The sequence below is a fragment of the Bradyrhizobium sp. KB893862 SZCCT0404 genome (assembly GCF_018130885.1).
GTDB classification, from domain to species: Bacteria; Pseudomonadota; Alphaproteobacteria; order Rhizobiales; family Xanthobacteraceae; genus Bradyrhizobium; species Bradyrhizobium stylosanthis.
Genome location: NZ_JAFCLT010000006.1, coordinates 207,504 through 230,127 on the forward strand (window position 1 = coordinate 207,504; position 22,624 = coordinate 230,127).

Sequence of the window (22,624 nt, forward strand, 5' to 3'; positions counted from 1 at the left end):
GCCGTGCTGCACTTGGCCACCGCAGCCTTGCGGGATCGGCTGATCAACGGTCTCCGGGCATTAATCTCGGCGGGTGGTGCGTGCAGTTAACTGCATAGCACGAGCTAACTGCAGTCCGAGCGATGCGTCCGCTATATCGCGCTCCGGCCGCCGAATGCGACACGCAGCCGCCAGACATTCGCTAGGGAGCTTCCATCAAGGATGGCAGTACTACATTTGGTACGACATGGCTTCAGGCGACCGCGCTTAAGTGCTGATTGCGCTTCGCTTTTTGAAATGCCTCGGTCCAATCCATCATCGGAGCCACAGAAAATCGATAGTCTTGCGATTTCAAATATTTACCCTACGTTCTCAATGGGATGAACCCCGAACATGTGCACTCCAAACTAGTCGAAATTGCACACGTTTGTACCTGTTTTGACCTCTCAGTGCACACGTAGCGCACACGAATTGGGGAGTGCACACGGCCGTGGCCAGCTTCACTCAATTGTCTTCCGGGAACTGGCGCGTCCAGGTCCGCCGCAAGAACCGCTACGTGTCAGAGACCTTCCGCCGGCGCAAGGACGGCGAAGACTGGGCGCTCGACATGGAGCGCAACATCGACCGCAGTGGATCACCAAAGCCTCGCGCCGCCGTCCAAGCTAAAACCTTCGGCGATATCATCGATCTGCACATCGAGGATATGCACGAGGTCGGCCGCCCTCCCCGCCGCTCCAAGGCCGCTGTGTTAGAGTCGCTAAAGGAAGCCTTGGGGACAGTAAAGTTGCCCAAGCTCAATCGCGAGCGGCTCATCGAATTTGGTCGCCAGCGCGCGAAGGAAGGTGCCGGCCCAGCCACGTTGGCAATCGACTTCTCCTTCATCAGAACCGTCGCTACGCACGCATCCGCCGTTCACGGCATTGAAGTTTCGGCTGAAGAGGTTCGGTTAGCGCGATACGCGATGAAGCATCTGGGTCTTGTGGGGAAGTCGGAAGAGCGAGACCGACGCCCAACCGAAGATGAGCTCGGCGAACTCATCGAGTACTTTGAAACCAATCCCCGACAACTCATTCCGATGGGTCGGATCGTTCGATATGCGGTCGCGACAACGATGAGGCAGGAGGAAATCTGCCGTCCGGATTGGCCCGACGTAGATATGAAAACAAGAGTACTTGTCATTCGCGACCGCAAGGACCCGCGAGCAAAGGATGGTAACGATCAGAAGGTGCCGCTTCTCAACCTAACGGGCTTCGATGCGTGGGAAATCTTACTCCAACAGCGCATTATCACGAGGGGTTGGGGCCGCGTATTTCCGTACAACCACAAGTCGGTGAGCGCGGCATTCACGCGGGCCTGCGACGAGTTGAAGATCGATGATCTGCATTTTCATGACTTGCGACACGAGGGGACTAGCCGTCTTTTTGAAGCAGGTCTCACAATCGAGAAGGTCGCGCTCGTGACCGGTCACAAGGATTGGCGCACTCTGCGGCGTTACACCAAGTTGAAGCCGGAAGAACTCCACAAGCTGCAAACGGCGCCACAACCGTCTTTGGAAGAGTTCATGCAAGCGCTCGCGACAAATTAGCCTGCGACGGCAGCCGTCCCGCGTTAAATCTAGCGATCCAAGGCCGCGCGTCCCGATCTTATGGGCGCGCTCGGAGGGCGCACTAATTTGGAAGAGAGCTGGTAGGGACACTTCTACTGAACTGCACTTCAATAGTTCCGACCTTCCGGAGCCCGCCCCTACTCGGAACGAGAAATGCCGAATCGAGCTCAAGGCGGGCCTCCGCCACGACCTGGTGGCCGGCTCCTACACTGCCGCTCGGTAAATTAGCTCCCCGTCTTGAAAGGTCGAAGAAAATGCCGACAGATAAGACCTAATAATAGGAATGGAACGGGAGGATCGCGCGGCCAATAGGTATGCGGGCCGCGCAGCTATCCATCTTTGCCGTTCCACTCCTTCAGCTTTGTCAGCAGGTTCAAGAGCGCCGCATAAGGGGCATTGACATGATCGACCGAGTAAAGATCCAGTTCGCTATCCGCCTGGATCTTTTTTTGGTGGACATTGGTGCGATGGTCCCACAGCTGCTTTAGGCAGTCGCGCTCGGTCTCCGAAATCCAACCTCGCGTATGAGTATTTTCGATCCGGTCCTTGGCGCCTGCATTTCCCAAGTTGGACAAGTACTTTGTCTTAGGGAGACCTGGCACATAGAGGCAAGCCTCCAAGACCGTTCCGAGCGTAACAATCGCCGATTTCAGCACCATTTGCTTTCCGACACTGGAGATATCGGTTCGCACGCTTAGCCACCACAGGACGTCCAGGAACATGAAACTGTAGGCGCAATTGCTCCTCTTCTCCCGATCCAAATAGTCCGGCAACCGTACCCGGTAGCTCTCAGCAGTGCGCATTACACCGCGCGGGAATTTAATCTTCGCATCCGCTCGGTTCTCGCGACCGCAGTAGTCTTGAATGGCCCTAATCAGGTCATCGACCTGAGCAACCGCGCGGACCAATTCTTCGTCGTTGCTTATCGGCATGCTCGGCTCCTAGCCGTCCGATTTCGGCGCTTCGGATCAGAGACCCAACATCTTCGAGATGATCGCGGTCGCGCCCGACGCAATCAGACTTCCAGCGGCTCCCGATAGAGCATTCCGCATGTCGGTGAGCGCCCCACGGATCGCAGCTTGTTTCGGTTGCGTCGCGGCCGAATGCGCCGAAAGCTCGGCAAACGCCTTATCGAGCCTTGCGCCGTCAGCGCCGGCCTGCTTGATCTCGCTCAAGTGGGGCTGCAGCTGCGCCAGTAGATCTTTTACTTGCCGTTCGGATATGTCAGACGCGGAGATGTCGCCCGAAGTATTGTGCGAGCCAAGGTTACCTACCATCGAGTTGATCGATCCGATGTTGATGGTTGTCGAAGAGTCTTTCGCCAATTGCTTCTCCTGGTTGTTGAAGCTCATTCCGGACCCATGAATGCCTGCCCTTTCCAGTTTCAACGCCCAGTCGAGAACCAGATTTCTCACGGCATCTAGCAAACCGTGCACCTGGCTGTGTGACACGTGGACGTACATCGTCCCGAATTGAACTCCCATCATCCGATTGATTTGAACGATGATCGCGGGCGGAATCGGGAATTGAAGATGGTCGGTGTCGTTATTCTTCAGCAAAGCCTCCAAAGACGCGATGGATTGGGCGATACTGCACCTGGCGAGCGTCTCGTTCAGACCGTTGTCGTCGAACAGAATCGGAATCCAACCATGATAAGGATTCAACGCCTTCGGTTTTCCGAACAGGATACGATAGTCTGGCAGATTCCCGTTTTCGTATCCGCTGAGCTCAAGCTCCACCCACTTCTCGGTCGGAGGAAGATTGAGCTTCGATGCGGCAGCCCTCACTTTCCGGAGCAATACAGAGACCGGAATATTTTGGTCGAAAGCGTCGCTTTGGATCTCCTCGATCAACCCTGCCATTAGTTCTGCCGTCCCAGAGCCCGGAATGCGAAATTTCAAGTCTGTACTGCGACTTTTGGATTACTCGACACGACGGCCCCCTGCATCCCAGCGGGGTCGACGCCCTTCTCCTTGGCCCACGCGATGATATTCGGCGGGCGGTAGGCCGCATCCGCGCGCCAGCGATCGAAAACCGAACCGTCGATGGTCTCGTTGATCCGTCGGGTGGTAGCGGTCGATCCCCGCTGCGGCGGCAAATCGACCGGACGATAGAAGGGCCGGCTGACGAAGCGGTACAGCCCCCACCCGAACTCCCGATAGGAATCCGCCACAGGGGGCACAACCTGAGAAACATCGATCGACACTTGGTCGCGGAAGACGAGGCCCAAGCCGGCAGCCTTGTCCATGAGCCACTTCAACGGCCGCTGCGCCAATGGGTCGCTTGCGTATCCGCCGCCGACGTTCGCATGCGCGCCAACAAACCAGCGCTGCTCAACCTTGTCGATTTGCCGCTCGGCGGCGCCTTCGTGGCCGATCCTATCAGTTCTGGTCCAGAACGTCGGCTCGAAGTTCTTTCGGTGCTCGTCCAGCGCCAGCGCGTGGAAAGCGTACTCATTGTCGAGCCGAAGGTGCGTATCAAGAAACCGATACTTGCGGACCCTGCCGGCAAGGCTTCCAAGAGGATTGCCGAGGGAGCCGACGGTATCCCAGACGCCGACAAATTTGATCTTCGTCGGACGAGAGTATTTCACCAACCACTGCTCTTCGACCGACGCGGTCTGGGGCAAGCCGTTCGCGATCAGCGTCCTGATCGTCGTCGCATCGTAGATGCGGAATCGCGCATACAGCTGCTCAATTGACAGCGGCGCGCCCAGCTTGAGGACGCCACACTTACAGATCAGGCCCGAAAGGCTGCGGGCCGTGTAGGCGCCGCGACTGAAGCCAAAGATGAAAATCTCGTCGCCGTCATCGAAATTCTGGATGAGCCAAGTATAAGCCTCGATGATTTCGTCGTCGATGCCCCAGCCGGTGACGCCTCCGCGCGTTGACTCGCCGCGTTTTGTTCCGACACCTTGCGAGTAGTAGACGCGCTGGTCGACGGTCTCGGCCGTCAGGGACTTGAGCCTCCATACGTTGGTGTTGTTGTTCAGCGTATTCCACGTGCCATCGAGAAAGATCGCGAGCCGTTTCATGTGTGCTTTCCGTTGCCAATCTAGCGGGGATAGCGCCGCCGTGGCGCGTACCTCTGGCGCAGTGCGTCGCCGTTGGCGTCGAGGATGTGGACCTTCTTCGAGACGAACTTCGCGGTCGAAGAAACTTCCGTGGATTTTGCGATCAGATTGACCACCTCGAAGACGCCGGTGTGATTGTCGACCGACCGGACGATCACGTCGCCTGTCTTGGTGGTCATGAGCCGGATGCCCTGTTCGTGCAGCAGGTCACGGATCTCCTGACGCGGGTGGTCGTACTGGTTGTCGTAATTCGACGAGCAGATCGCCACTGTCGGATCGATATGCTGAAGGAATTTCTTGGTCGTGAAGCCGTTGTCCGCGCCGTGATGGGCCAAAATCATGACGTCGGTCTCCCTGGTAAGGATCCGGCACCGGCGGAGCCTAGCCCCGATCAGTGAGTCCTCGACGTCGCCCAGGCTGAGAACGTTGAAGCATCCCCCGCGGAAAAGCTTCACTGTCGAGTTATCGTTAGCGTTCTCCACGATGTGATACGGATTGTAGAACATGTCATTGAACGCCAGCGCAGACGCGTGCTCCAGGCCCCCGATGTATGCCGGGGTGATGTGCCGGATCTCGGGTATGAAGCCGGTGTTGCGGCGCCTGGAACGATACTCGGCGATCATCGCCAGGCAGTCTTCGCCGTGACCATAGTCCTTGATCGGATTGTAGCCGGGACATTCGATCCGGCGCGGCCGGATCATATTCAGCAGTTCCTCGAGCTCGTGCTTATTGCAGTGGTCGGCGTCCCAGCTGGTGATGTGGAGACCGGATGCTTCCTCGACGCCGCAGATCTCCAACTCGGCTTCGACCTGCCGCCGACTGTCGTCGGTGAGCCGGCCTTCGATCATCGTGAAGTGGCCGTCCGCGAAATAGCTGAACGACGAACCGGAACAGCCGAGGTGATAGGCACGGAAGCGTGTCCGGATGCTTCTCATGTAAGGTCGCTCCAAGACGACGACTTGGGGAAACGGGCCGGCACGTAAGTCGTCAAGGTAGCGTCGGCGATCTCGAAACCGTGGCGGGCCAGCACGTCGAACTGGCTTTCCGACGGCGCCTTGAGATCCGTCGGATGCCGCAGCGCTAACTGGGCTTGCTCGTCGCTCTGGAAGCCGTCGTAGAAGCTCGCGGGCCTGGTTGTGCCGGACTTCACGTCGACGGCGCGCACCGAGTTGCCCATGCGCAACAGCACTCCGTCGACGGTTCCCGCCGAAATATCAGCGATCAGCATCCTGCTACGGAGCGCGCGTATCTGGTCGCCGGCGACGTCGAACAACCGCGGGCCCGATAGCCGGCCGCTTAAGAGGGCCGCAAGTGGCCTATTTCCCGACTGCGGCAGTGCGCCCGAAGCGTCGCTGCAGATCAGGAAGTCGCAGGAGCGCAGGCCGCGTCCGGGCTTGGTAAGCACCTCAAGCCCCATGTTGTCGTAGGCGCCCCCGTCCCAGAGCCGCACCTGGATCTTCGGCGGCGGCTTCATGCGCGTCTGCTTGCTTGTCGCTGGGTCGGTCTCCCACCATCCAGTAACCGGCAGCGACAATGGCATCGCGCCGATGACATAGGGTACCGCCGCAGACGCTGCAGCCGCGACGGCAACGGGCACGTCCGGGGCATAGTGCCGCCCGAAGGTCCAATCGCCCATCTCGCGCTTCGAGAACCGCCAGTTCTTGCCAGTGTCGATGCAGGTGGTGTTGATGAACCACTGCGGCGCGTCAGGGAGATCGGCGAGCCGGCCGAAAACGCCCCAGACCCGCTCGAGCATCGCAGCGAGAACAAGCGCCCGTCCCCGGATCAGCCGGAGATTAAATTCGGCCAAGCCGTTCCATCCGATCGACCGCAGCGTAAAGAGGTCGGCGGCGATGATCCGGCGGCGCAATTCGGGGTAGACCAATTGGAGGTAGTCCACCGACGTAGGCCATTTCATCCCGGCTTGGGAGAAGATGGCCGCGGTTACAAGACTGCCCCCGGAGACGGTCGAGATGGAAGACACGCCTTCCAGCAAGCTTTCGCAAGCGAGACGCCGCAGCACGCCGAGATGGAAGACCGCGGCACGCACGCCACCGCCGGAGAGCGCCAAGCCGATGCGTGGAGGCAGCGACTTGCCGGCGGTTCCAAGCGACATTTCGTCTTTATCAGGCGCCCCGTCCATCGATGAAACTCCGCAGCGAGGCTGCGGCGGCATCCGCGGCTTACCTCAACGAAATCTTTATTTTTAACAAACACTTCCAACCAACTGAAAACTAAAGACAATCTCCTCGTCTGGAACAGCAACCGCTGCGTGCCAATGAATCTACCTTGTCACATATGATGGCAAATTGAGCACGCAAGATGTACCGCCAAGAAATGTTCCATCCACTAGATATGCGAAATGGCTAAAACCTTAGCTATCTGGAGCTGTGCCCCTCTGCCGGCAGTTCGCGCACCAATGCTGGTTGCCGACTTCGGCGGCCGGCGCGCGAACGGAACCTCTGACAGCACGTCAGCAGTCTCGGCCGAACGATGCTTCTAGCGTTGGGAGAAATGTGCGCCGGCGCGTTGCGACGCGATCTCCATTTCTAAGGGCTGCCGGGATCTTTCAAGGCTTAAACTGGATTTCGCGCCTATTGGTCCCTTTCGGGCAGACCATCGTCGCGAGCGTGCATTCGAAGTAGCGCGTCAGGATCCGCCGGCCGGAGTTTCTCCGGATGCCCGCGGCCGTCGTGATTGCCAAGGACCTAGACTCGATCGGAGACACATGCGCTGAGTGTCCGCCGGGAAACTCGCCTGACGTTGCAACGGATCGATCGCAAACCGCGACAATCTACTTGTATCAAGGCTTGCACTGTAACTTAAGATTGAGCACAATCCGCCGGTAAATTGGGTGGGGTAAATACTGCATCGATTGTCGGCGTTTGCCGGCGCGGTTATACTTCATTTGCTCTCACTCTACAGGGGCCGTTGCATCGGAGATGCAATGCACGTGGAAACGGGAGACGTCGGATTGGCAAACAGTCCGGAGCAAAATGGAAGCGCGAGCACGTCGAACGCAGCCCAGAATACAAAAATACCACACGCTGTCGACGGAGTAGTTTTCGAGGATGGCCAGCCCGGCCCAAAGACTCATGTTCTGATCGTCGGGGTGGGACACTATCCATGTTTCCGCAACGGCGGCCCCGGATGCCATGAGAGCGCTCCACTTGGTCAACTGACCTCGTCGACCGTCTCGGCGCGCTTATTGGCACGATGGTTTCTTGAGGAGTATCGGTATCCGCCGGCACCTTTGGGCAGCCTAGCAATATTATCCGCCGAGCCAACGGATGTACCGTTCGACACGAGGTCCGGTAGTTGGCTTCCACCAATGTCGAACTACGACGTTTTCGCACGTGCAGCCCAGGCTTGGTATAGCCGTGGCAACAGCGATGAAGCGAACCGGCTAGTATTCCTGTTTTGTGGTCATGGCTTTGGATACGGCGTACTGACGTCGTTGCTAATGTCCGACTTCGACTTCCGTAAGCAAGATGCCTGGGACAATGCACTCGACCTCGGCAAGTTCGTGGCCGGCATGGAGAATTGCGCGGCAGCCGAGCAGATCTTCTTCATCGACGCATGCCGGCGACCACATGGAGATCTCCTTCCGCCGGGTGCTGCGATCGGACGCTCGCCGGTCCATGCTAAGTCAACACCGCGCAAGGACTTCTCCACCAATCGCAATGCGCCGCTGATCTTCTCGACCGGCGATGACAAGCCAGCACGTGGCCGCAGCGACGGCGCGAGCGTCTTCACTGACGCCTTTATGAAGTCTGTACGCGGCATGGCCGCACGTGATGATAACGGGGATTGGCGCATCAATAATTACTCGCTCCTCGAAGCCATGTCGCACGTTTCGCTCCGCCTTACCCAGCAGCATTTTCCGGAGCCACAACAGCCGCAGGGCGGCCAGACGCGCGCTTTTGACTTTCATTATTTGGCGGCGGACCCCATATCGCCGATTTATCTCGATCGTAGCGGCCAGGCGTGCGGCCCCGGGGAACTCCATTACGAAGTAGGCGGCCGAGCGATGGCCCGCCCCTGCGGCAACGACGAGTACGAAATTGAGCTTAGCCTCCCCTATGGCGGCTACACGTTTACTCTCAAGAACGGCGCCACCAACCTTGCGCACGCTCAGCAACGGTCCGCCCCCACCTTCAAGAAGGCGAGGCTTGAATAATGGTGCAGAAAGCCGCCATATTGGTTCGTGTCGACAAGTACATCGATGGTGATCAGGTTCGCTTTGGGGTGCCGGTCCGCTTTCGTCCCGTCATCGACGATGCTAACAAGCACACTCGCCGCTCCGACCGCTCTCGCAAGTTGGTGACCACGATCGCGCCCGTGTCATCTTACGAATCTGACGGCGTTCGTGTTTCTCTCGCCTTCGGCGCGTATGATGTCGAGGCGGTACTGCCATCAGGAGAGCCGCTGCTCAAGGAGCTCTTGGTCGGGCCAGAGGCTGAAGAATATGGCGACGCCGGCATGCCGGTTATCCTTCGGGGCGAGGCTTCACCGAACGAATGGCGCAGCTGGGCGCATTTTTCCGGCGCAACGCTCGCGTCGGCACACCAGCAATCTGGCGAACTGCTGCGAGGTCCCTCTTACCCCACCACATCGTTCAGCGTAACGATCGGCAGCATTGCCGGGTCGAGCGACTTTGACGGATTTGACCCATCGAGCTGGAGCGGCTGGTTCCATTACCTTGAGGAACGGTATCGCCGCGGCCCCGAGCACGCACCAGACATTCAACTTGCAGGGAGCGATGACGGGCTAAGCGTGACGACCGAGGGCGGGTACAATGGAACGCCGCTCCGGATCATGTTCACGCGGCAGGCTTCTGCGAGTTTCGACTTCCACACTACCGAGATCGGCGCGCGACGCACCTACGCCGCCATCGCCGGCAAGGCCGGCACCCAATTGTTTGCCCTGCCCCTGCCGTGGGGTGACAGCTACTACTCCACACCATTTGAGATGCTGGCGTTCGAGGATGACCGACAGCTGCGTTGCGACCCGGTCCTAAGAGACGAGCGATGGGCGGGGCTCGTTGCCTATCTGAACAGGGGGCGCGTCGACCTCGCCTACGAAATTTTGAAAAGTGCCCAAGACGCCCTATTCGAGAAATTCGAGAACCCGCTTGCCGCAGCGATCGGCGGGTACGTCCTCCTTTCGTCTCTGCAAGAGGGCGATCACGCGAATGATTGGCCGCAGTGGCTGGACAATCTTGCGCGCCGATTCCCACGGCTCCCCGATGGGCCGATTCTTCGGGCGAAGTGGCTATTGTCCCAGAATGTCGAAGAGCATCTCTACGAAGCTCATGAGCTTCTTTACGATTCGGTCATGCGAGGTCTTCCCTTCTTTACCACCGGCGTTGTCTGGTTGATCGAGGGTCTGGAGCAGACATCGATCGGCTGCCCGACTTGCACCGAACTCCTACGCAAGGTGCGAGGCGTGGCCAGATCCATGGATCTGAGCCAGGCCTTCACATCCTTCTCTATCGCCAAACCGCTGACTCGCGATGTCGAGGAAACGAAACCCGAACTCGACGCTCCAGCCGGCAATCTCGTGGAACCGGGGGCTCAAGGAGCATTGGGGCGGTTGGAGCAAAGCCAAACGCAACAATCTAGTCTGCCGCAACTCCAATATTTGACCCTGACGCAAAGCTGATGTTCAGGCTAGAAATGCTACCCGCGCGGGAGGGGGACTGTCTGATCCTCAGCTGGGGTGAAGCCGATAGCCCTTATCGTCTGCTCATAGACGCCGGACGCGAGTCGACCTCCGAGGCGGTGCTTGCATACGTCGAAGAACATGGGGGCGCGAAGGACATGTTCGAGCTATTCATCGTGACCCATATCGATCGCGACCATATCGAAGGCGCGGTAGCCCTCCTGAGGTCGGAGCGCTTCCGGCCCCTCGTCAAGCAGATCTGGTTTAATGACCGCGGCGACCTTGATTACGCTCCGCCGGAACCGGGCTTCGAGACGTACGGCGCGCTCGACGGAGAACGTCTAGCCGCACTCATCGCCGAGCACCAGATCGCCAATAATCTCGATTTCAGGCCAGCGCCGGTCGCAGTGCGGCAAGAGGAGCTGCCTGTTGTCGAACTTCCGGGCGGCCTGACCCTGACCGTCTTGTCGCCCGATCAGCAGCAATTGGCCGATCTCGCTAAGCCGTGGGAGGACACTCTGCGAGAGGCTCCGCCGGGCTGGGAAGAGTACGGCGAGACCGAGCCAATCGACGTCGCCTTCCTCGCTAGTCGGCCATTCAAAAGCGACAAGGCGAAGCCCAACGGCTCGAGTATTGCGGTGGTCGCCGCCTACAAGAAGCGTACGATCTTGCTGACCGGCGATGCTCACGTTGGCCGGCTGCTGGCATCGCTCGCGCTCTACAAGGAAATGCATCCCGAACACGAGGGGTTCGCCTTGGTGAAGGCCTCGCACCACGGAAGCCGCGGCAATATCTCGAACGAACTGGTGGCAGCGGCCCAATGCAGTTGCTGGGCGATCTCTACAAACGGAGCTCAGTACAAGCATCCTGATCGCGAAGCCATCGCCCGGATCATCGCCGGCGCACCCGACACAGTGAAACTGTTCTTCAACTATGACACCCCGTTCACCGCATGGTGGCGTAGACCCAACGTCGGAGCCTATGCCTTTACGTCGTCCTACGGCGACGGCGGCTATCTCGCGATCGATATTCCCGAGACCGCCCCTGCCGTTGCAATTTCAGCTCGATAACGTAAGCCGCAACAGACCGACATTGGCTAGAAAGCGGGCCATCATTAGCGATGTAGTCGCTTGCGCATTCGGTGGCGGGCATCCGTAACAACCGACCTCGGGTAAAGGCATCTCGATTATCTGTCCGTCGGAACATGCACCGCCGTCAGGCCACCGCTGGCGATCGAGGGCCCGAAGCTGGAAACCCACTGAATCTTCAAGTTCAACCCTAGATTCTGGCGCTTCCGGCACCACTCGCTTGGCTTGCAGACCCGAATCAACATACTATGTCCGGCTAGCTTGCAGCATGGTCATTCAGGAAATGCCCTTTTGCGCGGCCGTTTTACTTAAAGGCATGGTGTAAGGCCTGACCGGCCGAGGAGGCGCGATGTTCGCAGATGTAAAGGGACCGTCTTTTATTTTCTGGCCTGTCGGCTGCGGCGATAGCACGACCATCGTCGTCGGCGAAACTGAAGTCATGCAGATTGATCTGAACGACAAAGTGATGGCTGAGGAGGACGATAACGAGCACATTCCGCTGGTTGATGAACTCGTGGCCAGGCTGCCGCAGCGCGACGGCAAGCCCTACCTGTCCTGCTTTGTCCTGACGCATCCTGACCAGGATCATTGCCGCGGCTTCGAGGATCTTCTCAAGCGAGTTGTGATCGGCGAGCTGTGGCACAGCCCGCATATCTTCCGGGAGTACGAGGACGAAAAGGTCCTGTGCAAGGATGCCGAGGTGTTTCGCGAGGAGGCGCGTCGCCGGGCAACGAAGACCATCAAGGCCGGAGGTGATCCCGGCGCCGGCAATCGCGTGCGGGTTATCGGCTACAGCTCGCTGTTTCAACCCGGCGAACGCTATCATAACCTTCCCGAGGAGTTCCGCACCCGCCCGGGTGCGGAGATCACCATTCTCGACGGTGCAGACGTCAGCGACCGCTTTCATGCCTTCATCCACGGGCCTTTCAAGGAAGGTGAAGCTGACGCCCGCAACGAGACCAGCGTGGCCATGCGGGTGATCATCGGCAACCAAGATCATCCGATGTGCGGACTCTTCCTCGGCGATGTCTCCTACCCGACCCTGATGCAGATCTTCGAGCAGACGCACGCCCACAACAATGACGCCATGCTGAACTGGAACGTGCTTCTTGCGCCGCATCACTGCTCGAAGAAGGTCATGTATGAGGACAATGTTCTTCAGCAGGACGCCATGGACGAGCTCCAGGCGCCGCAGCTCGATATCGGTTATATCGTCGCGAGCTCGCCCGAATTCCCGGCATCGAATTCGTCTGGCGACAATCCGCCCCACGTCAAGGCGAGGAACCGTTATGAGGAAATCGTCAACACGGCATTCCTCTGCACCGGCGAATACAGCACGCCCGAGAACCTCCGGCCAATCATCTTCAGCGTCAACGAAGACGGCGTCTTCCTCGACGATGACGACTACGAGGTCTCCGAAGGCGCGCGCAAGACGTTGGCCGCCGCAGTCGAGGCAGCCCGCGGACGTGCGGCACCTCCAACCGCCAAAGTTGGTTTCGGCCGCGAATGAAGTCCGAGGGGCAGGCCTGGGCGCTCGCACAACTTGCCGAAATCGTCCAAGCTTCCTCCGGTTCGCTCGAGGTTATCGACACCGTCGAGCCGACCGAAGATGGCGAAGCCGTACTCGTTTCTATTTCGGTGGACTGCTCCGGATACCCGCGCAAGCCAGGCGGGATTCCTTTCAGGGCACGGGAGCGGCTGCTTCTCAAGATTCCGGCTAATTTCCCTCTAGAGGTGCCGCGCCTGGACTTCGCGCACAAGCGCTACGGTGACTTCTCGCACGTGCAATGGGGCAGCTACATCTGCCTTTATCAGGCGACCGACAGCGAATGGCAGCCGGAAGACGGCCTCTTCGGCTACATGCAGCGCATCGACGACTGGCTTCGGGCCGCTGCCGCAGATGAACTCGATCCGGCGGGAATGCCGCTGCACCCGCCCGTCACCTACGCGGTCAGCAGCTTGAAAATTGTCCCAACGCAGAATACGCCGACCGTCGAACCGCCGTTCTGGGCAGGATACGCGAAAATCACACGCGAGAACGAGAACCGTATCGAACTCGGCGAATGGATTGAAAGCCAGGATACCATCCCCGATGGCCGCGTGGCCGCCGTTGTGCTCCTTCCGACCGGGATGCCGCACGAGTATCCCAAGTCAGTCTCGGAACTTCTCGATGAGTTGACGGCCCGAGCTATCCCGATCAAGGTCATTCGGCTGATGATCCAGTTGGGGGTGCTCAGAGGTGAAAGCGGTCAGCCGCTAATCTTCATGCTGGGCGCCGCCATGCGCGGGATTGCCGGGGGCCCGCGCCTTCAACACTTGGCTGCCTGGCGCATTGATGCGCAGCGCGTCGATGAAATGCGCGCAGCCATCAGGGCATCTACCAACGACGATCCCAGTGACGTCACCGAATTCTATGAATGGGCGGCGAAGGCCACCATCGAATGGTGCGGTGTCCTTGAGGATCGACCGGAAATCGTCACCAGACGGGATGCCGAGAGTGCTTCAGCCTGGTGGGCGGGCCGTCATGTGGTCATCCTCGGTTGTGGAGCTATCGGCAGCGCGGTAGCCATGCTGCTTGCCCGCGCGGGCGTGGCCAAGCTGCAGCTCTACGACAAGGACGTGGTCAAGCCGGGTGTCCTGGTCAGGCAGCTCTTCGACCGGTATCAGATTGGTGCCAACAAGGCGAAGGCGACCGCCGAGAACATCCGATATGCCAATTATGGGGTCGAAGCGCTCTCGTCGCCCGCAGATATCGTGAGATTGCTGGAGGTCCCGGAGCGCCGTGCGGACATTCTCGCCGCTGACGTGATCATCAACGCGACCGCTTCGACAATGGTCGCGACTTCGCTGGAGAAGCAATTCAGGACCTGGCCAAAGGCCCATCCGCCTATCATCTCAATGGCCCTGGGGCACAAGGCGGATCAGGGTTTGATGACGATGGCTGTGCAAGCCGTTCCTGGCATCACGCTGGACCTCGACCGTCGCGCCAAGATAGCGCTGTCGAATCTTGCAAAGGGAAAGCACGTCCTCGACGAGTTCTGGCCGGTAAGCCCCGACAGGAAGCGGCTATTTCAGCCGGAGCCCGGCTGTTCCAGCCCGACATTCCGGGGCTCTGCTGCCGACGTGATGGCGCTCACGGCATTGATGACGAACGTCGCGAGCAAATGGTTGGCAAGTCCCTCGCTTGTTGCTGCGTGCGGCCGCTCGTTTGATCTGACCGGACAGCGCACAGGTGCCCTCAACGAGTTCGAGTTCGAGTGGCCCACCGATATTGTTCTCGTCGATGGCCGGAACGGTTACCAGATCCGTGTGACGCAGGCCGCTCTTGCGGGAATGCGGGCGTGGATGCGCAGGTCCGAGCGGGTCAACGGCCGACGCGTCGAGACGGGTGGTATCCTGTTTGGTCACGCGGATGAGTTCCTGAAAATCCTTTGGGTCGATGAGATCAGCGGTCCACCGCCCGACAGCCTTCAATCTCCGACGGCATTCGTCTGCGGTACCGCGGGCGTTTCGGAAATGAACGGCGAAAAGTCCAAGAGAACGAGGAAATCCGTTGCCTTTGTCGGTATGTGGCACACCCACCCTGGAGGAATTCCGCTCCCAAGTGACACCGACTACAGCGCGATGGCAAATCTCCTCACGAGCGAGGAATTCCAGGCCAAGCGCTTCTTGATGGTTATTATCGGGGCCGACTCATCGCGGCCTCTTATTTCGGGGACGGTCTTTGAGCGAGCCGATTACCAACAATAGTCCGCCCCCGAAGCGGCCGTTCATCGGGCTCGCGCTGTCTGGCGGGGGCGCGAGAGCGATGGCGTTCCACCTAGGTTGTTTGCGGGCGCTCCACGACAGAGGCCTGCTGGAAAAGGTGAAGGTCCTTTCCACCGTTTCGGGAGGCAGCGTTATCGGCGCCTGCTATGCTTACAGCCCGGATGATTTCGCGACTTTCGACCGAAAACTCGTCGAGCTGCTCCGGAATGGCATCCAGCGGATGATCTTGAAAGAGCTGCTGACCAGCACACAATGGGTGAAGATCCTTCTCACACTGATCTTAAGTGGACTGCCCACAGCTGTCCTTTGGTGCCTTTCGTCAATCCTCGCTGCCTGTCGACTCCTCACCGGCCTCCCGACACGACGCATCGAGCGCGCGCTTGCGGTGTTTCGACAGTCGCTGCTGGTTTGGGCTAGCCTCACGACAGCGTTCGAGCAGGCCCTGACCAGCCTCTTTCGATCGAAGACTGTCTGTGATGTCGCGCGTCCGGATTTGCAAGTGGTCATAAACGCCTGTGACCTGAAGACCGGAACCGCATTCCGTTTTGGCTCGCAACGATCGGGAGGTTGGCGTTACGGGAAAATCGTTGGACCGGCCCCAACCGTTGCGAAGGCCGTGGCGGCATCGGCCGCCTTCCCCATCATCCTGCCGCCGCTTATCGAAACTTTCCAGTTCAGCAAAGGCGGCAGCACTCGAACCCAGACAGTCGTCTTGACCGACGGCGGCGTGTTCGACAATCTGGGAGTGTCCGTCCTGGAGCCCGGAAGAGACGGCGATATCACCGACACATACCCTGTGACGCATATTATCAGTCTCAACGCCGGACCAGGCCAGCTCAACGGTGGCGATCATCCCTTCTGGTGGATCAGCCGCGTCGCAAAGGCATTCGAAGCGGTGCACCGCAAATCGCAAGACCACGTCTACTCCAGACTACACCGTCATGTAGAAGCAGGCGACTTGGACGGCTTCGGAATGGTCTACCTCGGCCAACAGGATCACCAGCTTCCGTGCCATCCCCCCGACCTTGTAACGCGCGACAAAGTTCGCGACTATCCAACAGATTTCGCGCCCATCTCCGCAAAAGACCTTACGCTGTTGACCAGCCGAGGTGAACAGCTCACGCACATTATCATCGATCGATATCTACCGCAGTTGTAGTCCTGAATTCTGGATGCTCAGTGGATGAAAGCAAAGGCCTTACCCTACGGACAAGTGCGCTTTCAGTCGATCCGATCGCTCAATCAGCCTCGCTGCTTTATCTTCCAGTGCACCAACCCGCACCGGTCAAAGGGTTGGTCCATATATATTCGACAAACTTTGGATCCTGCCCGTGGACGTTTTCGGGATCGGCTGTCTTCCGTAGGGGAAACGTGATCCAACGTGGTCCAACTGAATAAGGCCACTCGCCTAGCTGAACCGAACACCAAGACGGCAAGGTGTGTGCCTCAATCGTCCTTCAGAAGCCGCCATGGCTCAACTCCAAGCCCTACCGCAATTCGGGCGATATTATCGATGGACACGTTCCGCTCTGAACGCTCGACTCCGCTGAGGTAGGTTCGGTTAATGCCGCATTCATAGGCAAGCGCCTCCTGGCTAAGCCCACGCGCGGCCCGCAGGCGTCGCATGTTCTTTGCCAAAACGTCTCGCAGCGGTCCTTTGTGTGTCAGCTTCACCAACACACATCCTGCGTATTGACGCCTTTAAGGCGACCGCTTTTAAGTTACATAAAGAGGGAGACCGAAGAATTGGAGCTACCGTCATGGGTAACTACGAGGCAATCATCTTGGAGCCGTTCCTGGAATCCTGCGGCCATTCTCCCGGAAGCTTGGGAGCGATAGGCTATCTAGCCGGCTACAGGTGTAGAGAAACTGGAGCTGTCATATGCGCGATTAATCTGCCCACTGAGCTAGTGGAAGCTGTTGTCATGGGCAGCGTGATCACATCCGCTGTCGTAACTCCGAGCGGCCAAGTCGAATCCTCGTTCGAATTCGTAAGGACCAAGTCTCCGGCCCAGGTTCTTACGTCTGAGCCGATCGATGCTCTAGTGAGGCGTGCGCTTGCCCGAGATAGCCTTCGGCTTGAAGGTGCCACGAAGCATGAACTGGAGCAGTTGCACGATCGACTCGGACGTTCGCTGCACCTAGTCGCCGTGTGCCTTCAGATGTTTCGCTAGGTCGATTAGTGACATCCCGTCGAGCGATCATTTCAATCATCGGAAAACGGACACTAGCTCGAAGTAGAGTCATCCCCATCCGTAAACATTTGGTCGCGATTGCTTGATCTCTGCTTTGCTCTCCTAAAAGCGACATCGCCGTCAATAAATGCCTCGAGCATGAACGGTATCAGCTCAGCCACTTCCTCCTTGTTACCGTAGGTCTCTGCATAGAACGCAGCATACTCGCGCAGTCTCTGCGCCAGGCCTGGCGTAAACACAACGTTCACTTTGACCGGCGTCCGATCAGGCAGCTTCGCAAGCTTCATCCCTTACCTGCCCTTCGCCATTGCCTGAACGTCCTGGTACGGCTTCAGCACCAGATCCTTCGAAACAATCACCCGCAGCGGCCACCCAGGCCGTACCGTGATTGTCGGCTGCACGTCGAGCTCGCGCTCCACCAGGCGCTGCCCCGCACGATTGGTTGTTTGCTGCGTGCTCTCCCGCAGCGCCTTTACAAGATCGCTTTCGTCATTGCCGATCGATAGCTGGGTACCCACTCCGATCAAAGTTGCCAGCGCTACGCCCTTGAGCAATTGCCAGGTATGGAAGTCCACCTCGTCCTCGAGACCGGCGTAGCCAGCGACGTCAGTGGCCGGAAGGTTCTCAATCACGATTGAATTGCCATTCGGCAAGATGAGCCTCGTCCAAACGACCAGCGCCCGCTTCTGGCCGAAAGCGACGACGCTGTCGTATTTTCCGATGATCCGAGTCCCTTGCGGGATCAGGAGATGCTCGCCAGTCACCGTGTCATAGACGTTCTCAGTGACTTGGCCGATGGTGGTGCCGGGCAAGTCGGAATTCAGCCCCGTGACGAGACTTGCAGGGATGATCGACCCCGCCATGACGGCATAGGTCGATGGCGCTAGCTTGAGCGCATGAGGATTGGTCGTTTCCGTGTCGGCTTTAGCCCCCACGAAGGCCAGCTTGCGCGCCTGTGACGATGGAATGATCTCGCTAGAGCGGTCGATCATCGCCTGCGCCGTCTTTGCGAGTTCCGCGGCAGATGGCCCTGTGTCGAGCGTCGAAGGCCGGAATGCCGATGGGGCCGCAGCAACTGTTGGTTCGGTCGGACTCGTCTGCTTGCGCTTCTCCTGCTTCTCCGACAGGCGGACGAACAAGCCCGACTCCTTTGCCTGTTGCGCGACCCGTGTCTGGCGGATCCGCTCAGCCCGCTCGGCGTCTTCCTCCGGATTGGTGCGGAAGCTCGTGTCCGATGCCACGCCGGCCTTCTTCTCGTTTTCCGCAAAGGCCCTACCGATGTCCCCAGGGGACGGAGGGCCAAGCCGCGGCGTCGACGGCGGCAACTCCTCATAGGACTTCGGCAGCTTGCTCAAGCCTTCGGCGGTCTGCTTGCGATCGGTATTGTAAAGCTCTGTTCGCTCCGTCTGCTTGAAGGAGTGTGGCCGGAGTGCAATGAGTATTGCGCCGCCAACAAACAGCGCCGCGACAGCGCAGCCGATGATGAGGGCCCGCCGGTTGAGGCGCCGAACAGGCCGCGGTCGCGCCCGCAGTTCCAGCGGCTCCGGATCCTGATCCAAGCCCGTCATGAGGCGCTCCCGTTGCTGAAGGCTTGCGACACGGGCCGCGCGTCGATCCGGATGATCCGGACGATGCGCTGGGGATTTTCGCCAAGGCGGAGCTCGGCGGCGCCGAACATCCGATCGACGATGTAGTAGGTGCCGCGGACCCGGTAGTTGACGAGGTTCGGCCGCCCATCGACTCCGGCGACGAACAAGGGCGGCGCCTCCCCTTGCGACAGGCCGGATGGCATCTGGATATAGACCTTCCGGCCGTCGTCGAAGGCCCTCAGCGGCCGCCAGGGCGGATCGTCTCCTTCGATTCGATAGCGGAAGTTCAAGCTGTCGAGCCGCACACCACGATCGACGATGCGTTCTTCGTTTTCCTGGGCCGCGAGGTTCTGCTTGTGAAGAGCCACGAGCGTATCGGTCGGATACGTCCACGAGATGGACGCCATATAGGTTTGCTTGGTCGAGACGAGCTCGAGGTGATAGGCCCGCCGGTCGGTCAGGACCACGAGATTGGTCTGAATGTCCGGAAGCGTTGGCTTAATCAGGATGTGCACCCGCCGGGCAGTCCCCTGCCCGCTCGAGGTATCACCGACCACCCAGCGAACAGTATCGCCGGTGGAGACGTCGATCAGCTCCTCGCCAGGCTGAAGCGCGATGGTCGACACCTTCTCGGGACTCGCATAGAGACGGTAGAGCGCGCCTTCCGTCCATGGGTAGACCTGGATGGCGTTGATGTATCCAGCTCGCGTCGGCTCCATCCTCGCTGCCTTGTTTGCCTTGGCGATCGCCTGCTCCGGCGGCAGCTTCTCCTCCTTGCTGCCCTTTGTCGGCAAGGGCTTCAACTGACCCGGCAACGGAAGGACCTTGGGCGTTTCGACGACTTGTACCGGTGCTGGGGGATCGGCCTCCGGAAAGCCCTTCTCGAAGACCATGTCATCATAGGGCGCTTCGAGATTGAGCTTGGTGGCGCATCCGCCAAGCCCAAGAGACAAGGCAAGGACGCTGGCCGACGCGAGCTTGGCGAGGACTGTGGAATTCATTTGGCGTCTCCAATGAGGTCGCGCGACCAGTTGAGGGAATGGACGTAGAGGCCGAGTGGATTTTTCCGCAGCGTTTCGGCATCCGAGGGCGGCCTGAGAACGGTGGTGACGAGACCTGTGAAGCGCTCGGTTTTTGCGATCGCGCCGTTCTCGTAGGTGTTCTCCTTCCAGCGGATTTCGAAGCTGTCGCCGGACGCACGCACCACGGACGTGACTTCAGCTGTCACTGTTTTGGAGCCGATCTTCGTGAACGGATCGGCATCGCGCGCATAGTCGTTCAACGCCTGCGCCCCGCGATCGGTGACAAAGTCGTAAGCACGCAGCCAGTTGGCCCGAACGATGACCGGATCAATCGACAGCGAACGAACGTTCTCGATGAAGCGTGCGAGAAAATGCGCGATCTGTGCATCCGATGGTTGGTAGGCTTCGAGTGCTGGTCCGACTGCCCGGACTTCGCCGAGCCGATCAACCTCAACCACGTAGGGAACGACACCCGAGCGAGCGATCTGCGCAAAGATCGTCAGTCCGAGCACACCCGACAGGCCGATGGCCGCCAGCGCTGCCAATCGCCAATTGCTCGCCTGAACGCGGGCGGACCCCAGCCGCTCGTCCCAGACTTGTGCCGCCTTCTGATAAGGCGTGACCGGCTCGGGTGTTTCGCCGTATCGAACAGATACGCGTTGAAAGGGATGACTTGCCATGTCCTACTCCTCCCCGAGCTTCGGACCTGAGGAATGCCCGCCCTTGTCACCCTCTTTCAGGGTGTGAGCGGCAACCTGCGCTGCTTCCCTTGCGTGTCCCCGGCCAGACGATGCCGCCGGGCGCCCCGTGCCCGAAGCAGCCGCGCCGTTCGATGCACCGCCGGCACTCGTGCTAGAGAGCTGACCCACCGTTGCGGCCCGCGCCGACGTGCCCGCGGCCGAAGACGCGCCGGTGAGCGATGCTGCGGAGCGGACGGCAGCCATTGAACCGCCTGCCGCGAGACGCAAGCCTCCTGCGGCCGCAGCTCCGCCGCCGATCACGACCGCAGCCGCGCCCGCCGCTGTCCCTGCTGCAGCGCCTGCTCCCAGTTGGGGGGCTCCCGAGACCAGTCCTGCCGCGATGCCCGGCCCAAAGATGCCAAGGCCGAACAGAGAAAGAGCCGCAAGCAACAGGCTCATGGCCGACACGATATCGACCGGCCGCGTCAACGTGCTTGCAAGCTGGCTAAAAATCGTCGAGCCAATCCCAATGATGATCGCGAGAACCATCACTTTCACTCCGGAAGCGACGACATTGCCGAGCGTTTTTTCCGCCAGGAACGAGGTCTTTCCCCAAAGAGCGAACGGCACGAGAATGAAGCTTGCGAGCGTCGTCAGCTTGAATTCGATCAGCGTGACGAAGAGCTGAACCGAGAGGACGAAGAAGGCAAGCACGATCAGGATCCAGCAGAACAGCAGGATCAGGATCGTTGGCAGATTGGTTAGAACGTCGAAGCCAGAGAACTGGCCGGTCTCCTCGAGAAGAGGATGTGCCGCAGTAAAGCCGGCGGATGCGACGAAACCCGGCCGCGCCAGGTCGGCGGCGCTCAGGCTTCCGCCTGATGCCTTCAGCCCGATGCTGGAGAACGACGCGAAGACGATATCGGCGAGGCTCTTGAAGTTGCCGATGATGAACGCGAAGGCGCCGACGTAGAGCACCTTCTTGGCGAGCGTGACCATGATGTGATCGTCGGCCCGCATAGCCCAGGCAAGTCCGGCCAACGTCAGGTCGATGCCGATAAGCGTTGAACTCAAGAAGGAGACATCGCCCGATAGAAGGCCAAACCCGGAGTCGATGTAGCGCGAGAAAGTTTCGGTAAAGCGGTCAATGACGGAAAGATCAGCCATGATGCCCTCACCTACTTGCCGCTGGTGTAGGCATGGCCGTCGCCGATGAAGCGAGTAAATCGCTCCTTCGCGGCTGCCGACGATGCCTGCTGCTCGGCGGCGCGCAGCGTGTCCGCGCGCGCCTGTGTTGCCATCAATGCCTGTGTCTGCAAGGACTGCTTGATCTGCAACGCCAGCAATTCGTTGCCGGACTGTTGGGCCTGCAACGAACCGACCGCAGCGGACGAGTTTGCCATCAGCGTTCGAAGCGTCTGACCGTCCTGGTCCAACCCGCTGACAATGGCAGACTGAACAGTGAGCGACTGCTTCAGTCCGTCGTAACTATTGTCCCAACGCGACGTCGCATCCTGCACCATCTTGTCGGAGGAGATGGCTGCAGCGTATTGGCGAGGATAAAGGCGTTCAAAATCCTGTTGCGCCTTCTGCACGTCGAACGAGACGTTCTTCGCCTGACTGATCAAGCCGTTCATCTCATTGATGTTCGAAGAAAGCTGACCGACAACGCTTGTGGGCAAGCTAGTGAGATTCTTGGCCTGATTGAGCAACGACTGCGTCTGGTTTTGAAGACTCCTGACCTGATTGTTGATCTGCTCGAGCGTACGAGCCGCCGTTAAGAGGTTCTGGCTGTAGTTCGATGGATCGAACACGACGACCTGTGCCCCAAGCCGTTGGGATCCGTTCAGCGCGATGACGAAGGACAGCGCTACGATTGGGGCGGCTTTTAGCGTACGACATGCGACAGGCGTGCCGAAGATCTTCAGCATGGGATAACTCCGTGAAAGTTAGGATTGGG

19 protein-coding genes are annotated in these 22,624 nt (G+C 59.3%); 7 read left to right on the forward strand and 12 right to left on the reverse strand.

The genetic code is table 11. From position 1 onward, the window contains the following. The first annotated feature begins 469 nt into the window (after positions 1-469). On the forward strand, positions 470-1,564 hold the full coding sequence (locus tag JQ617_RS24260) for a site-specific integrase (protein WP_212028483.1): 1,095 nt from the start codon (positions 470-472) through the stop codon (positions 1,562-1,564). 350 nt (positions 1,565-1,914) lie between these two features. Here JQ617_RS24260 and JQ617_RS24265 read toward each other — a convergent pair whose 3' ends face one another. The 5 genes from JQ617_RS24265 to JQ617_RS24285 are packed head-to-tail and all read right to left on the reverse strand — an operon-like array spanning position 1,915 to position 6,801. After that, entirely contained in the window at positions 1,915-2,517 is a 603-nt protein-coding gene (locus JQ617_RS24265; protein WP_212028484.1) for a hypothetical protein, read from the reverse strand. A gap of 36 nt (positions 2,518-2,553) precedes the next feature. Continuing rightward, positions 2,554-3,447, reverse strand: coding sequence for an AbiTii domain-containing protein (locus JQ617_RS24270; RefSeq protein ID WP_212028485.1), 894 nt, complete (start codon positions 3,445-3,447; stop codon positions 2,554-2,556). Positions 3,448-3,482: 35 nt separating this feature from the next. Further along, a complete protein-coding gene (locus tag JQ617_RS24275; RefSeq protein ID WP_212028486.1) occupies positions 3,483-4,619 on the reverse strand; it encodes a T6SS phospholipase effector Tle1-like catalytic domain-containing protein in 1,137 nt (378 codons plus the stop codon). A gap of 20 nt (positions 4,620-4,639) precedes the next feature. Next, positions 4,640-5,608, reverse strand: a complete 969-nt coding sequence (locus JQ617_RS24280) for a ComEC/Rec2 family competence protein (protein WP_212028487.1) — start codon at positions 5,606-5,608, stop codon at positions 4,640-4,642. Next, positions 5,590-6,801: a patatin-like phospholipase family protein gene (locus JQ617_RS24285; protein ID WP_212028488.1), complete on the reverse strand. Its 1,212-nt coding sequence runs from the start codon at positions 6,799-6,801 to the stop codon at positions 5,590-5,592. The genes JQ617_RS24280 and JQ617_RS24285 overlap by 19 nt, the downstream gene beginning before the upstream one ends. 1,188 nt (positions 6,802-7,989) lie before the next feature. On the opposite strand from JQ617_RS24285, the gene JQ617_RS24290 reads away from it, so the two are divergent. The 6 genes from JQ617_RS24290 to JQ617_RS24315 all read left to right on the forward strand — a co-directional run bounded on the left by JQ617_RS24290 (position 7,990) and on the right by JQ617_RS24315 (position 16,337). After that, complete coding sequence (locus JQ617_RS24290) at positions 7,990-8,838, forward strand: caspase family protein (RefSeq protein WP_248882576.1); 849 nt, start codon at positions 7,990-7,992, stop codon at positions 8,836-8,838. Then, positions 8,838-10,322 carry a hypothetical protein gene (locus tag JQ617_RS24295; RefSeq protein WP_212028490.1) on the forward strand — a complete coding sequence of 495 codons (1,485 nt, stop codon included), beginning with the start codon at positions 8,838-8,840 and terminating at the stop codon, positions 10,320-10,322. The genes JQ617_RS24290 and JQ617_RS24295 overlap by 1 nt, the downstream gene beginning before the upstream one ends. Continuing rightward, positions 10,322-11,392: a ComEC/Rec2 family competence protein gene (locus JQ617_RS24300; RefSeq protein WP_212028491.1), complete on the forward strand. Its 1,071-nt coding sequence runs from the start codon at positions 10,322-10,324 to the stop codon at positions 11,390-11,392. The genes JQ617_RS24295 and JQ617_RS24300 overlap by 1 nt, the downstream gene beginning before the upstream one ends. A gap of 367 nt (positions 11,393-11,759) precedes the next feature. Then, positions 11,760-12,920, forward strand: coding sequence for an anti-phage 6A-MBL system MBL-fold protein (mblB, locus tag JQ617_RS24305; protein ID WP_212028492.1), 1,161 nt, complete (start codon positions 11,760-11,762; stop codon positions 12,918-12,920). Further along, complete coding sequence (gene cap2-3 / locus JQ617_RS24310; RefSeq protein ID WP_212028493.1) at positions 12,917-15,160, forward strand: anti-phage 6A-MBL system cap2_3 protein; 2,244 nt, start codon at positions 12,917-12,919, stop codon at positions 15,158-15,160. The genes mblB and cap2-3 overlap by 4 nt, the downstream gene beginning before the upstream one ends. Next, positions 15,135-16,337 carry a patatin-like phospholipase family protein gene (locus tag JQ617_RS24315; RefSeq protein ID WP_212028494.1) on the forward strand — a complete coding sequence of 401 codons (1,203 nt, stop codon included), beginning with the start codon at positions 15,135-15,137 and terminating at the stop codon, positions 16,335-16,337. Before cap2-3 ends, JQ617_RS24315 begins: the two co-directional genes overlap by 26 nt. Positions 16,338-16,624: 287 nt before the next feature. Here JQ617_RS24315 and JQ617_RS24320 read toward each other — a convergent pair whose 3' ends face one another. From JQ617_RS24320 to trbJ, 7 genes are all read right to left on the reverse strand, one after another. Then, the gene (locus JQ617_RS24320; protein WP_210284462.1) at positions 16,625-16,804 is read right to left on the reverse strand and encodes a helix-turn-helix domain-containing protein; all 180 of its coding nucleotides are present in this window, start codon (positions 16,802-16,804) and stop codon (positions 16,625-16,627) included. 601 nt (positions 16,805-17,405) lie between these two features. Then, positions 17,406-17,660 (reverse strand): DUF2274 domain-containing protein, encoded by a 255-nt coding sequence (locus JQ617_RS24325; protein ID WP_176530551.1) that lies wholly within the window; start codon positions 17,658-17,660, stop codon positions 17,406-17,408. 3 nt (positions 17,661-17,663) lie between these two features. Then, complete coding sequence (locus JQ617_RS40035) at positions 17,664-18,941, reverse strand: TraB/TrbI/VirB10 family type IV secretion system protein (RefSeq protein ID WP_249157447.1); 1,278 nt, start codon at positions 18,939-18,941, stop codon at positions 17,664-17,666. Then, the gene (gene trbG / locus JQ617_RS24335) at positions 18,938-19,963 is read right to left on the reverse strand and encodes a P-type conjugative transfer protein TrbG (RefSeq protein WP_212028495.1); all 1,026 of its coding nucleotides are present in this window, start codon (positions 19,961-19,963) and stop codon (positions 18,938-18,940) included. Before trbG ends, JQ617_RS40035 begins: the two co-directional genes overlap by 4 nt. After that, positions 19,960-20,664, reverse strand: coding sequence for a conjugal transfer protein TrbF (trbF, locus tag JQ617_RS24340; protein ID WP_212028496.1), 705 nt, complete (start codon positions 20,662-20,664; stop codon positions 19,960-19,962). Before trbF ends, trbG begins: the two co-directional genes overlap by 4 nt. A gap of 3 nt (positions 20,665-20,667) precedes the next feature. After that, the gene (gene trbL, locus JQ617_RS24345) at positions 20,668-21,831 is read right to left on the reverse strand and encodes a P-type conjugative transfer protein TrbL (protein WP_212028497.1); all 1,164 of its coding nucleotides are present in this window, start codon (positions 21,829-21,831) and stop codon (positions 20,668-20,670) included. Positions 21,832-21,842: 11 nt separating this feature from the next. Beyond that, on the reverse strand, positions 21,843-22,595 hold the full coding sequence (gene trbJ, locus JQ617_RS24350; RefSeq protein WP_249157448.1) for a P-type conjugative transfer protein TrbJ: 753 nt from the start codon (positions 22,593-22,595) through the stop codon (positions 21,843-21,845). Positions 22,596-22,624 lie beyond the last annotated feature (29 nt).